At 36.5% G+C, this 15,184-nt stretch carries 8 protein-coding genes; all 8 read left to right on the forward strand.

Annotated features, from left to right (window positions below; genetic code table 11):
* Window positions 1–113 precede the first annotated feature (113 nt).
* The 8 genes from B1K52_RS08370 (at window position 114) to B1K52_RS08405 (ending at window position 15,180) form a co-directional block, all read left to right on the forward strand.
* Entirely contained in the window at window positions 114–827 is a 714-nt protein-coding gene (locus tag B1K52_RS08370) for an IspD/TarI family cytidylyltransferase (protein ID WP_077307212.1), read from the forward strand.
* Window positions 824–1,849, forward strand: a complete 1,026-nt coding sequence (locus B1K52_RS08375) for a ribitol-5-phosphate dehydrogenase (protein ID WP_077307214.1) — start codon at window positions 824–826, stop codon at window positions 1,847–1,849. Before B1K52_RS08370 ends, B1K52_RS08375 begins: the two co-directional genes overlap by 4 nt.
* Window positions 1,850–2,998 (forward strand): CDP-glycerol glycerophosphotransferase family protein, encoded by a 1,149-nt coding sequence (locus B1K52_RS08380; protein WP_077307216.1) that lies wholly within the window; start codon window positions 1,850–1,852, stop codon window positions 2,996–2,998.
* 18 nt (window positions 2,999–3,016) lie between these two features.
* A complete protein-coding gene (locus B1K52_RS08385) occupies window positions 3,017–4,930 on the forward strand; it encodes a CDP-glycerol glycerophosphotransferase family protein (protein ID WP_143588857.1) in 1,914 nt (637 codons plus the stop codon).
* A 254-nt stretch (window positions 4,931–5,184) separates the two neighbouring features.
* Complete coding sequence (locus B1K52_RS08390; RefSeq protein WP_077307218.1) at window positions 5,185–7,083, forward strand: glycosyltransferase; 1,899 nt, start codon at window positions 5,185–5,187, stop codon at window positions 7,081–7,083.
* A gap of 539 nt (window positions 7,084–7,622) precedes the next feature.
* Complete coding sequence (locus tag B1K52_RS08395; RefSeq protein ID WP_143588858.1) at window positions 7,623–10,883, forward strand: N-acetylglucosaminidase; 3,261 nt, start codon at window positions 7,623–7,625, stop codon at window positions 10,881–10,883.
* A 185-nt stretch (window positions 10,884–11,068) separates the two neighbouring features.
* Window positions 11,069–14,119, forward strand: coding sequence for a peptidoglycan recognition protein family protein (locus B1K52_RS08400; protein ID WP_077307220.1), 3,051 nt, complete (start codon window positions 11,069–11,071; stop codon window positions 14,117–14,119).
* A gap of 317 nt (window positions 14,120–14,436) precedes the next feature.
* Window positions 14,437–15,180: a WecB/TagA/CpsF family glycosyltransferase gene (locus tag B1K52_RS08405; protein ID WP_256855874.1), complete on the forward strand. Its 744-nt coding sequence runs from the start codon at window positions 14,437–14,439 to the stop codon at window positions 15,178–15,180.
* The last annotated feature ends 4 nt before the right edge of the window (window positions 15,181–15,184 follow it).

A 15,184-nucleotide genomic window follows, 5' to 3' on the forward strand; every position in this document is an offset into this window, starting at 1 on the left:
CAAAAAATGAACAAAATCCATTTTAATTGTGAAGCAAACGTAAATGATTAGCTTAGTGGTTGAATCATTATTTAAGTTAAAGTCTTGAGAAAATTTACCGAAGAGGTGACTATATGATTTACGCTGGAATATTGGCAGGTGGAAAAGGTACAAGAATGGGAAATGTACCAATGCCCAAGCAGTTTTTGTTATTAAACGAGAAACCGATTATAGTGCATACAGTAGAAAAGTTTATTTTAAATAGTCAGTTTGACAAAATTATCATCGCAACGCCCAAAGAGTGGGTTAATCATACGTTAGATATTTTAAAGAAGTACAAACTTAACCTTCCTGTGGTAGAAGTAATTACCGGCGGCAGTGATCGAAACGAAACGATTATGAGTATTGTGAATTATATTGAAAAAGAGAATGAACTTACGGATGATGATATCCTAGTAACACATGATGCTGTTCGTCCATTTTTGACACATCGTATCATTCAAGAGAACATCGAAAATGGTCTTGAGAATAGTGCCGTTGATACAGTGATTCCTGCAATAGATACGATTGTAGAGTCGGAGGATAAGGATTATATTACTTCAATCCCTAGAAGAGATCACATGTATCAGGGACAGACTCCTCAAACATTTAAAATAGGTGTATTTAAAGATCTATACAGCAAGTTATCACAAGAAGAGAAAACAATTCTTACCGATGCTTGTAAGATTTTCTCTTTAAAAGGCGAACAAGTAAAACTTGTACAAGGTGAGATCTTTAACATAAAAGTAACAACACCTTATGATTTGAATGTTTCGAATGCTATTATTAAAGGGAGCTTGAACCAATGATTAATCAAGTATACCGTCTTGTCTCTCCAAGACAATTTGAAGTAACCTACCGAGATAAAACCGTAATGGGTAATCAAGTTGTGGTTCGACCTACGCATCTCTCTATCTGTGCTGCTGATCAAAGATACTATACAGGCACCAGAGGAAAAGAAGCGATGAAAAAGAAACTGCCAATGGCTTTAATTCATGAAGGCGTTGGAGAAGTTGTTTATGATCCTACCGGAAAACGCAAAGTAGGAACGAAAGTCGTATTGGTACCAAACACTCCGACAGAAAAAAATGAAGTAATTGCAGAAAATTATTTACGATCAAGTAAATTTCGCTCCAGTGGATATGATGGATTCATGCAAGACTACGTGTTTCTTGATGATGATCGTATCGTAGAACTTCCTGAAGATATTAATATGAACGTTGCTGCCTTTACCGAATTGGTTACAATTGCAGTACATGCAATTAGCAGGTTTGAGAAGAAATCACACATACAGAAGGATTCGTTTGGTGTATGGGGTGATGGAAATCTAGGATTCATTACATGCCTTCTTCTAAAAAAATTGTACCCTGAAAGCACGGTTTCTATTTTTGGCAAGACGGACTACAAGCTGGCAAGGTTCTCCTTCGTAGATAATGCGTACAAGATTGACGAGATTCCGGATGAAGTTTCCATTGACCATGCAATTGAATGTGCAGGCGGGAAAGGCAGTCAGTATGCGCTAGATCAGATTATCGATCATATCAAGCCTGAAGGTACTGTTTGCTTACTGGGAGTTAGTGAATATCCTATTGAAGTGAACACAAGAATGGTACTGGAAAAAGGATTGACTTTGCTTGGAAGCAGCCGCAGCGGAGCAGCTGATTTCCAAAGAACGGTCGATATATACAGAGATTATCCAGAAATTGTGGAATACCTTAGTACAATCATAGGGGATGTTCACGAAGTTAAAAAAATTGAAGATGCGACAGATGCTTTTGAGAGCGATTTGTCCAATTCATGGGGTAAGACTGTTATGAGGTGGCTTATTTAAATGGATTCTCTGTCACCATGGAAGAGAATTTTTATCTGGCTGTATAGAAGTTTATTCCGTTTTGCTTATAAACTTTATAGTTTTAAGAACAAAGGGAAGAGAGAGTACTATTTATTTGCTCTATATAGAACCGATAAACCAGAAGGCAATCTGGGTTATGTATATGATGAACTATTGCGCCAGGTGCCGAATGCAAAGGTTCGCTTTATAAGAGGGGCAAATAAATGGAATCTCTCCATGCTGAAAGAGATTCCCTATCTTGCTGAAGCTAAATGTGTGATCTTAGATGATTACTACTTGCCAGTGTACTTGATTAAGGAAGACCAAAACCTTAAGATAGTCCAATTATGGCATGCTGCAGGAGCATTTAAAAAGTTTGGATACAGCACAATAGGAACCAATTTCGGCCCTAATCCAGCTTATTTAAAGCTTGTACCGATTCATGCCACGTATACACATGTGTATGTTTCTTCTACAAGCGTTGTACCTTTTTATGCAGAAGCTTTTAATCTGCCGCAAGAACGTGTTATTCCTATTGGAGTTCCGCGAACAGATCTATTTACTTCCGTTGAGGACGTTGAAGCTGTTGAAAAGAAACTTTTCAGCAGCTTTCCAATTTGGGACAATGCCGATACGGTTCGTGTGTTAATTGCTCCTACTTACCGAGCAGGAGGAGCGCAGCGAGAATCAAATTTGAACATGGAGAAGGTAATCAAAGATATTGCTAAAGTAATTAACCCCAACGTTCAAATTATTTACAAAGCACATCCGTATACACCTGTTGAAGAACTGGATAAGCTTGCAGAATTCAGTAATGTACTAGTCGCTTCGTCTGGTTCCATTAATGAATGGATGCTGATAGCTGATGCATTTATGACAGATTATTCTTCTTCCGTTTTCGAATTTGCCTTGTTAAAGAAACCATTCGCTCATTTTATTCCAGATTTGCATGAATACGAAACAAATCGGGGATTATATCAGCAATTAGAAGTCATCTCGGATGGTGCTATGTTGGAAACAAGTGAGCAGCTGGTCGAATGGATTAACGCAAGAAGTAAAAATGAGTACTTTGATTCTTCACGGATGGTATCACTGAATTTCGATAACACAAGTCGAGTTTCAGAATTAATAGTCCGTGACTTTAAGTAAAAGAGAGAGGCGTTACCTTTGTTTATTTCCTCTATTGATAATAAAAATATACCGGTTGATAGGAATGCTATCGTCGAGAGTGATATTACAGATCTAAGTATAAATGGACCTTATCTAGAGATAGAAGGGTATGCATCTGTAAAAGATATTAAAACGTATGCAGAAGACCGTACACGAAAATCTTTATTACTTGTTCCGAATCTTGATATTGAGAAGCTCCAAAAAGATAACGAAAATCTACAAGACACAGATCCAATGGAAATACTTGAAATGCATACAATCACTATCGCATTAGATAACTGTAAGTATGGGGAGCTTAAGAACGTTGATCCTTTTATTACAGAGGATATGGACTTATTGGATGGTTTTAAGGGCGTTATTAACCTATCGGCAATGCATAACGGAAAACCACTTCAGGCAGGGGAGTACGATTGCTTTATTAAATTGGAGCAGATGGCAGCTGAAGAGGATACAACAAAGTACGAAAAAATTATTCCTTTGTCAAATGTGAAGACATTCTTTAAAAGTGACCTCCTGACAACAAAATTGGAGTACTTTTCAGCAAAAAAGGTCCAGAAGTATAACCTACTTATTTCTTTTAACACATATACGAAGACATTAAATCTAAAGAATTCCCTCTTACAATCGTATGACCCAAGAAACATGCCGGATAACGAAGAAACAAAAGAGCATAGACTTGTCAAAGCATTTAAGAGACGATTTTTCAGACTATTTTATATGCTGTTTTGCCTGTTTCCAATTAAATCAAAGAAAGTTGTATTTGCTTCTGACAGTAGATCGGAATTAGATGGTAATTTTTATTTTGTTTATGAAGAACTACATCGAAGAAATATGGATTTGGATATCTTGTTTTTATTCAATGAACGAATAAATAACAAAAAAACGATTACGGATTTGTTGAAGATGGCTTATCATTTCGCTACTTCGAAGATTATTTTACTAGATGATTTTTATCCGTTAATATATCCATTGAAGATTAGACCGAATGCAGAATTAATTCAAATATGGCATGCGGCAGGGGCGTTCAAAACGTTTGGTTATAGCAGAATAGGACGTCCAGGCGGACCATCTCCGCACTCAAAGAATCATCGCAACTATACAAAGGCTGTAGTCAGCAGTGAAGGTGTACGAAAGAACTATTCAGAAGGATTTGGCATTTCTTTAGATAAAGTAGTTCCAACAGGTGTTCCGCGTGCAGACATCTTTAGTGATGAGGAATATAAAGCCTATGTGAGAAATCGACTTTTTGATAAGTATCCTCATTTAAAAGAGAAGAAAGTGATATTGTTTGCCCCTACCTTTAGAGGAAACGGACAGGCATCTGCTCACTATCCTTTTGAAACGTTGAATTTAAAGCAGCTTTATGAGCAGCTGCATGAAGAGTATGTATTTTTATTCAAGATTCATCCATTCGTAAAGAATAACCTCACAATACCATATGAGTACGCTGATTTCTTTTATGACTTTAGTGAGTATCGGGAAATTAACGACTTGTTACTTGTAACGGATATTTTGATTACTGATTATTCTTCCGTTTGCTTTGAATTTGCCTTGCTAAATCGTCCTATGTTATTCTTTGGTTTCGACGTAGAGAAATATATACAGGACAGAGATTTTTATTATAACTTCTTTGAGTTTATCCCTGGGCCTCTCTTAAAAACAACAGATGAGATGATCTATGCAATTAAGAATGAGGAATTCGAAATGCATAAAATTAAACCTTTCGTCGATTACTTCTTCGATGATACACTCGGTAAAGCTTCACGAAATGTTGTCGATCAGCTAATACTGCCGGGCCTTGAGAATAAACCCGAAGTAATTGATAAAGAGAAGGTAATTTTACCTCCTCCAGTTTCACGCATAGAGTTATTTGAGCGATCAATGCAGAAGAATGAAGAAGAAGAAGAGTGATACTAGAAAAGCCGATCATCGAATATATTCGTTGGTCGGTTTCTTTGTAATATAATACATAGAAAAAATTTAGAAAATGCGGACGTACCTAAAGCAGAGGCGGTAATGCAAACACTTAACAAAATGAAACTACTTTTAAGTTTACGCTTTTGTGTGTAAGCTTTATAGTATAAGTTCTTCCCTTATTAGTTAGAGGAAATAGTATAATTAATAATTGCGTTCGTTCATTTTACACATAACATGGAGGTCTTAGTATGAATGTAGTATACATTACGAGCAGGTTGGACAAGGATCATGGTGGGCTAACGGCTTCATTACTTAATAAAGCCAGGATATTGGATGAATTGAAGAACTTAGGATCAACTATACTTACTTTTCATTTGGATCAAAAATTCACAGAAGTTAAAAAAGAAATTGCAGCACGTTATCATCTATCAAATAATATTCGTATAGAGAATATAAATGATTTTTACAGAAACAGGAACCAACTCCATGACAATACTAAATTCAGTATTCTGGAAGATGACTTTTTAGAAGTTAACATTTCAAATACCAAATGTGAGCTCTACAAAGATGGTATTAAAGTAATGGAAAAAGTATATAAAAATGGAAACATAACAGAGTTATTATATTTCAATCCCAATAACGAAATGTATAAAAAAGAAACTCTGGATCCAGATAGTTACCTATATTCCAGAAGCTTTTATTTGAATGGTTACATATCAAGAGAGGTTTTATATAGGAAAGATCAGTCTGTTTACTTGACCAGAGAGTTCGATGCAGCAAACGGTAAAGATACAATCAAGAGTATTATATTATTCTTTTCGAATGGAAGTTATCAAAGGTTTACTGATTTTGATGCTTTTAAAAAATATTTTGTTATGGAATTTGTAGAAACTCCGTTAACCTATTTAGTAGGAGAAGCCAGAGGTTTGGATTCGGTTATACTTAGTATAGACAATGAAAGTGTAAGAAAAGTATTTATGACCCACAGTATACATATTCGCCCGGGCACAGATATTATCCGAGCGGGTAATAGACCCGTACTAAATAACTTAAATGATATTGATTCCCTTGTACTGCTCACGGAAAAACAAAAAAAAGATGTAATTAATAGATTTGGAAATCGAAGCAATTATTATGTTATACCGCATTCTATTGAAGAGAAAGAAATAAAGCAAAAGAAAAGTAATAACGAAGTTGTACTTATTTCAAGATTACATGAAGAAAAAAATATAGAAGATGCAATCAAAGCTTTCAGCATAGTTAGTAAGAAGGTGCATGATGCGAAACTTCTTATCTACGGTGATGGCCCGCATCGAACTATTTTAGACAAGTTAATTACAGACTTAAAAGTGAAAGATAATGTAATTTTAAAAGGATATTCCAGTAACGTTGATGAGGTACTGCAAAAAGCAGATTGTTCAATACTTACATCTAACTATGAGGGATTTGGGCTCGTGGTACAGGAAAGTCTTGCAAATGGGACGCCCGTTATAGCTTATGATATAAAATATGGTCCATCTGATATGATTCATAATGGAGAGAATGGTTTTCTGGTGGAAGATAAGAATGTGGAAAGATTAGCAGAGAAGATTACACATTATTTAAATTTGAGCCACGATGAAAAAGCAATGTTCCAAGAAAAAGCACTGCAATATATTAAGGATTTCACCCATGAAAAGTTTGCTGAGAAGTGGCTGCAGTTATTCAGAGATAATGAAAAGAAGGTTAGCCCATATGATGTAAGCATTAAATTATTAGATATTAAAGAAAGTAATAAGTATGTATACAAGGTTCTAGTAGAAATAGCGTGTAAGACGGAACGCGATGTGCATCCGACAATTAAAGGTCTGTTTTATTTACGATCAACTTTGGAAAATAAAGAAAAACGAGAGTACGTTGCTTTAAATGCAGAACTTACAGACAGCAGAGAAGGAAAGAAGATATATTCTGTGACTTTTGATGCAAAATCTATGCAAAAAAATGAAACATACGATTTTAGTATTGAAGTTCAAGATGGAACTACTTATCATAATATAAGAGTAGGAAATAAAAGAGATGTAAAAGGGGACTTAAGTAAGATATCAAACCGTAAAGTCAAACCTTATTTCACTGAGAAACATGGTAATTTAAGCTTTAAGATAAATTAATGATATAAAAAGACGCTGGTACATTAGTACTTCAGCTACACTGAAAATCCAAACAATACTGCCTTTAATTGCAGCTTGTTTGGATTTTTTATATTTGATCTAGGTGTAAGATGCTGCTTTGCTTTCGTACGGTTAGCGGAGCCTGGAAAGCGGAATCTTACCGAGATAACGCAAAAGAATTATTTTGTTAACACGTTCTACAGTGTTCTATGTAAAATAACTATCCTTGTTTTTTAAGCTGTACCATATATTTTTTTAGGAAAGAACGCTTAATAGCATACATAAACAACCTTTTTTATGTCTTTGTATATATATTTTCGTCAATAAGTTGGTCGAACAAGTAAATATTTGATGATTATTGTTAAAATTTGTTTAAGTTTGTAATATAATTAACATTGGTAAGTTTATATGCGTATAGACTTTATACCTATGAATTTTCCGAAGGTGGTGCTCTTATAGTCTCAGTTTTATAGATAGACATACATACTAGTCTCTATTCTTTGCACATTGAAAATCAAATAAGCCGTTGGGGGAGAATTATGAGAAAAGTCGCAAGTCTTATTGTACTGCTGCTATTATTAAACTTAGCTGCACCTGTTTATAGTTCAGCTGCAGAAAACACTGAAAAAACATCATCCCAAACATCAGAAGTCATTGATCAGGATAAGGCTGTCCCTGTAACTAGTCAAGATGATGTAAATTTAGAAGCCGAAGTGGAAACGCAAGATACAAAAGCTGTTGAGGCGGAGAAAACAGAAGCTGAAAAACCAGTTGAAACAGAGATGGAAAAATCAACTGAAGAGGCATCCACTAAACAAGTTACGCCCGAATCATTATCAGAAGAGAACAATAGTGCGACTGAAAATGATGAAGAAGTAAATTCTGCTCCTGAAGAGAAGAAGTCCGAAGATGAAAAAAATGCACAAGAAGCATCAACATCAGAAGACAAAGACACACAGGCAACTGAGGAAGTTCCGGAGAAGAAATCGGTTTCTTCATCCAGCATATCAGAAGCTGAGAACGTACTAGAGTGGGGTTCTACAAGCAAGCTAGGACACCTTGGAAACAACTCGCGTATATACGCAGACTTAGCTAGTCTATCTTCATACAAAGTTGCCAAAGAAGCTGGACTTACAAATGCGGTATATTATGCAAAACAACAAGCAAAAAGAAACGGTGAGTTATTTTATCGAATTAGTACGCAGCCGCATAGTGGTGTAGTAGGCTGGGTGAAAGCATCTGAGTTTAATGAACGCACTCACAAATCTATCAGCAATGATAGAAAGACTTTGTATGTAAAAGGAACTGGTGAAGCTTATACAAAAGCATGGGGCGGTTCTAAAGACAAAGTTTATACGTTGTCTTCATTAAAAGGAGAAAAGTTTGAGGTTAATTTGACTGAAACTGTTGGTACCAATACATGGTATCGCGGAATGCTCAATGGCAAGAATGTATTTATCCATTCTGCTTACCTTACAACTAGTCCCAAGGGTGCTACAGTGAGTGCAACAAGTAAGTTGGGGCATCTTGGTAACAGTTCCCGTATATACACGGATTTATCTAATCTGTCTTCATACAAAGTTGCCAAAGATACTGGACTTACAAATGCAGTATATTATGCAAAGCAGCAAGCAGATTTAAATGGTGAGTTATTTTACAAAATTAGTACACAGCCAAGCAGTACACATGGTGTAGTGGGCTGGGTAAAAGCGTCTCAGTTTAATGAACGCACTCATAAATCTATCAGTAATGATAAAAAGACTTTGTATGTAAAAGGCACTGGCGAAGCTTTTACAAAAGCATGGGGCGGTTCTAAAGACAAAGTTTATACGCTTTCTTCACTAAAAGGAGAAAAGTTTGAGGTTAATTTGACTGAAACTGTAGGCACCAATACATGGTACCGTGGAATGCTAAACGGTAAGAATGTATTTATCCATTCTTCTTATGTTAAAGAAATTGTGGCAAAAGAAAGTTCTACGAGTAAGTTAGGACATCTTGGCAACGATTCACGTATATATGCGGATCTATCTAATCTGTCTTCATACAAAGTTGCTAAAGAAGCTGGACTTACAAATGCAGTGTATTATGCAAAGCTGAAAGCAGATCTAAATGGAGAATTATATTACAAGATTAGCACGCAGCCAAGCAGCACACATGGTGTAGTAGGTTGGGTGAAGGCATCAGAATTTAATGAGCGCACGCATAAATCTATCAGCAATGATAGAAAGACTTTATATGTAAAAGGAAGTGGCGAAGCTTTTACAAAAGCATGGGGCGGTTCTAAAAACAAAGTTTATACGCTGTCTTCATTAAAAGGAGAAAAGTTCGAAGTTAATCTGACTGAAACTGTTGGTACGAACACATGGTACCGCGGAATGCTTAATGGCAAGAATGTATTTATCCATTCTTCCTATGTAGAATCATATAAAGACATTGGTGTTGAAAGTTCTACAAGCCGATTAGGACATTTGAAAAAAGATGCAGTTGTTTATAAGCATTGGTATGATCAGTCAGAAGGAAGAGTTGCCTCTGAGGCAAACCTTACGGATACTGTCTACTACGTTAAACGTCAAGTGCAGGCAGCTGACGAAGTGTTTTATTTGATCAGTTTAGAACCGAGTGCGAAAAACGGAGTTGTAGGCTGGGTGCGAAGCGGTGATTTAAACAGCCGTTCTCATAAAGGAATTGATAAAGAACATAAAACTTTTTATGTAAATGGGAAAGGCACATCCTATACCAAGGCTTGGGGCGGATCAAAAGATATTGTTAAAACTGATTTATCCGATTATGCGGGCGAAACATTCTCTGTGACACTCACGGAGAGAGTAGGAAGTAATGTTTGGTACCGAGGTGTGATGAATAACAAAACAATGTGGCTTCACGAGTCTTTTGTTACCGAAAGTTACCAAAGAAGCACGCAATATGATTTGACTCTCCAAGAAGCGATCGATATTCAGAAAGAAGCAGGCGCTCAAACAGATAATGAGTATAGTGCTTATGTATCAATGGAATATATCGATAATAGTAAAGTGACCGCTGACTTACTTAATGTAAGAGGAGGTCCAAGTAAAGACTATTGGATTCTAGGGACTCTAAGCAAAGATTCCAAAGTAAATATTATTGGTAAATCAGGCAGCTGGTATAAGATCGAATTTACCGGCGATCGTCAATGGGTGAATGCCAGCCCTAGCGATATTGCTTACTACTTAAATCCAAATAATTTTCTGGATAATGAGAAACAAAAGTTTCAATTTCTGGACTTAACACGCTCAAGTGGGATTGATAAAGAAACACTAAATGCTTACATTGAGAAAAAAGCCCCGAAAGACAGTACGTTGCGTGGACAAGCAGAAGCTTTCATTGAGGCTAGCAAGCTGTATGGAATTAATGATATTTACCTAGTTTCTCATGCTTTATTAGAAACAGGAAATGGAACATCGTCATTGGCTAAAGGGAATACCTACAAAGGTAAGACGGTATACAATATGTATGGTATCGGTGCTTTTGATGAGTGTCCTCTTGAATGTGGTGTGAAGCGAGCATATGAGGAAGGTTGGTTTACACCTTATGATGCAATAGTAGGGGGAGCACAATACATTGGAAATGACTATATAAAAAATGGTCAAAATACATTGTACAAGATGCGCTGGAATCCTAATGCAATGGCTAATTTAGGCAAAGCTAGTCACCAATATGCAACAGATATTGGATGGGCATCCAAACAAGTTTCAACTATGTTTAACCTTTACCAAGAAATTGGTGTTTACACACTTTACTTAGACATACCACACTATAATTAATAAAAAGTACATTGTCCTAAACAGGGCAATGTATTTTTTTTGCATTTATAACTTTAAATTGAAAGCGAAATACCGATAAATAGGTATGGAGGGGTGAGGAAATGAGCGATATGCCCTCTGTAGGCCTAAAGAAGGAAATAGTTTTATAACTATCTTAGACTTAATCTAACATAAGGGGTTTGTTTATGAGAAAAGTATTAAGTATCATCTTGGTTGCCATATTAGTAGTTAGTTCTATTCCAATAGATGTAAAAGGGCAGTCCATACCAAAAGACACAGAAAAACCTGCAGATATATTAGAGGGTTCACAAGAAACCAACAATCAAAATGTAGGAGAAGAAGAGGGTAACATAGTAGAGGCAGAGGTACCTGCCGAAAAGAATACAACAGAAAACAATGACACAAATGATGAAAGTGCTGAAGAGCTAATTTCAGACAATGTCACAAAGCAATCAGAGGACACAGAAAGTCTAAATCAAGAAAAAACAAATAATGTTGAAGCTGAAAATGAAAATAAGACAGAAGATACAGCAAGTGAAACAGAAGCTGTAAAAAAGAGTAAAGAGAGTACAGAGAAGGAAGATACCGAGGTTGAAACAGAAGAACTGAGAGTCTCTGAACCTGAGAGCACAGATACAACAGATAGTGAAGCAAAGGTTAATGAATTTGGAATAAAAGAAGGAACAATGGTTTACGGAATGGATATTAGTAAATTAACAGAAGAAGAGCTTCAATACATACCAAAAGATTGGCGGGATGGTATAGAGGAAAAAGAAGCTGAATCTTCTGAGGAGCCAAAATTCTATTCGAAAAGTGCATATCCAGATGTGAATGACTGGATCTTAAAGAATACGCCGTCAACTGCAAATGTAAAGTATGAGTATAAAAATTTCTTTGCACAATTCAACTATAGATATGGTTATGGCAAGGTAGAAGGTGTTGTAGCACATGAAACAGCAAATCCACACTCTACTATCCGTTCGGAAATAGACTTTATGTCAAGAAATCATAACAATGCTTTTGTACATGCCTTTGTTGATCACGGTAACATTATTGAGATTCATCCGACAAATCGTGCAGCATGGGGAGCAGGATTCTTTGCTAATCAACGCTTTGTGCATGTGGAACTAGTAGAAGAAGATAGATTTGTAGACTTTGCTAAGTCTATTAATAACTACTCTGATTATCTAGCATCGGTCTTATATAAATATAATCTTGGTGTAACAGATGCAGAAAGAAATGGCACTGGTACACTCTGGTCTCATAATGCAGTTTCTAAGTTCTTAGGAGGAACAAATCACACGGATCCAATTAGCTACTTCGGAAGATGGGGTTATAGTTGGGATGAGTTTGTGGAATTAGTAAAACTAAAATATGCGGCTAAATCGATAAAAGAATCATCTACTAGCAAGCTAGGTCACATCCGATCCAGTCAATCCAAAATATATACCGATCTTGCAACGCTGCAACCTAGTAAGAAAGCGGGCAGCACATACACAAATCAAGTATATTATATTAAGAAAGAAGCAAAGCGTAATGGACAGCTTTACTATCTTCTTAGTACGAAGCCAAGCAGTACTTCGGGTACAATCGGATGGATTCGCGCTAGTGACATAGTGGTTTACAACCACAAATCCATCGATAAATCAAAGAAAGACTATATAATTAATGGAAATGGAAAAGCTTATACAAAAGCTTGGGGCGGTTCTAAGAACTTTGTATATAATCTTTCTTCTTACAAGGGAAGCACACTTCACGTGAATTTATCAGAAGCAGTAGGCAGTAATTTATGGCTTCGAGGAACATTGAATGGCAAGCAGGTATGGGTACACTCTAGCTATGTATCAGCAAAGGGGAAAACATCTTATACAAGTAAGCTAGGGCACTTGAAGAGCAATGCTAAGATATACAAAGACCCTTTAAAGCCTAGTACTGTACGAATTGCCGGAAATAAGGATCTTAATCAAGTTTACTATATCAAAAAGCAAATAGACTCGAACGGTGAAAAGTACTATTTAATCAGCTATTCACCGAGCAGCACTAAAGGTACATTAGGCTGGGTAAAATCAACAGATATGTCGGTACACGAGCATAAGGGAGTATCCAAAGCACCTAAAACACTCTACGTCAAAGGAACAGGTACCGCTTATAGTAAAGCTTGGGGCGGATCAAAAAACAAAATCTACACGCTCTCTTCTCTGAAAGGAGAGAAGTTTGAAGTAAACCTTACAGAAAAAGTCGGCAGCAATACATGGTACCGAGGAAAGCTGAATGGTAAGAATGTATTTATACACTCCGCATTCGTTACTACAAGTATGGAAGTTAAGACGAGCCAGTTAGGACATCTGGGGAATAATGCACGTATTTATACAAACCTGTCTAATCCCTCTTCCTACAAAGTTGCAGAGAAAGATGGCTTTACAAATGCCGTCTACTACGCAAAAAGACAAGCGAAGCTGAATGGTGAATTGTATTACAAAATAAGCACCAAGCCAAGCAGCACAGCAGGTGTTGTCGGCTGGGTAAAAGCTTCTGACTTTAACCACCGATCACATAAATCAATCAGTAACAACAGAAAAACGATGTATGTGAAAGGAACTGGCGAAGCTTTTACAAAAGCATGGGGTGGTTCAAAAAACAAAGTCTATAATCTTTCATCTCTAAAAGGAGAAAAGTTTGAAGTGAATCTGACAGAAAAAGTTGGAAACAATACATGGTATCGTGGGATGCTCAATGGTAAGAATGTATTTATACATTCTGCATTTGTCAGCGATACTATCGAGAGCACGACAAGCATGCTGGGTCATCTTGGGAACAATACACGTATTTATACAAATCTAAGCAATCTCTCTTCGTACAAAATTGCGAGGAGAGAGGGCTTTACAAATGCTGTTTACTACGCAAAAAGACAAGCGAAGCTAAATGGAGAAATGTATTATAAAATAAGCACAAAGCCAAGCAGTATCTCAGGGGTAGTCGGCTGGGTAAAAGCGTCTGAATTTAATCATCGAACACATAAGTCAATTAGTAAAAACAGAAAAACATTGTATGTAAAAGGAACTGGCGAAGCTTTTACAAAAGCATGGGGCGGTTCAAAAAACAAAGTTTATTCACTGTCTTCTTTAAAGGGAGAAAAGTTTGAAGTTAACCTGACAGAAAAAGTCGGAACCAATACATGGTACCGAGGAATACTGCATGGTAAGAATGTATTTATTCACTCATCTTATGTCAGATAATGATGGACATAGTACAGCTATTTTACTTTGTAAATAAGTTCTTATTTATATATGGATCACAAATCGTAAAGTAACCGAAATAAGCAGCTGGGATATCACGAAGTAAGAAGGTACTTACTAAAGTAAACACCAGCAAAAAAGAAGAACACATTCGAGCAGCTAATCGTGCTCGTTGTGTTCTTTTCATTTGGATCTTAAGGAATAGAAATGTAAAGTTATTGTGTATAATTGTAAAGTTTTTGTTTTCGTGGCATAATGGGAAAGTCTATTCTAGAGACTAAAAAAAGTCTGTTATAGTCTTGAAAGGTTGTTAGGACTTGGAGAATGAAAAAGTTGAAATAATGCAAATTCCTTTTGATAAACTAACCCAGAAGGAATTGTTACAGAAGCATTTGTATAAGCGTATAGAGAAGGAACAAAGGACATTTATTGTAACAGCAAATCCTGAAATTGTGATGCAGACACGCATTGATCATATATATAAAGAGAGCGTACAAAGCGCAGATTACATTATCCCTGACGGTGCTGGTATCGTAGTTGCATCGAAAATACTAGGGAATCCAATCGAAGAACGTGTGACAGGCTTTGACTTGATGTTCAGACTGCTTAGTTATGCAGACAAGCATAACTTGAGCTGTTACTTTTTAGGAGCTACTGAAGAGGTAAATGAGAGTGCTGTTAACCATGTGATTTCTCAATATCCAGGAATCGTTATTGCTGGAAGGCACAACGGCTACTTTACAAATGATGATGAAGTTGCCAAGCATGTAGCTGCAACTAAACCTGATTTCGTTTTTGCTGCACTCGGATTTCCGAAGCAGGAAAAGTGGATTGCTGCGCATCAGCATATATTTGAAAAAGGCGTTTTTATGGGAGTTGGCGGTGTTTTCGATATATTAGCTGGACAGGTTAGCCGTGCACCGCGTATTTGGATCAAGTTGAATTTGGAGTGGGCGTATCGCTTAATAAAACAGCCATTCCGCTGGAAAAGAATATTGAAAGCATTTGAATTTATGTTCCGGATTGTTCTCGGCCGAAACAAAAATAAGGCAGGAAGCTGAAGCT

Source organism: Terribacillus halophilus, assembly GCF_900162685.1.
Taxonomy (GTDB): domain Bacteria; phylum Bacillota; class Bacilli; order Bacillales; family Amphibacillaceae; genus Terribacillus; species Terribacillus halophilus_A.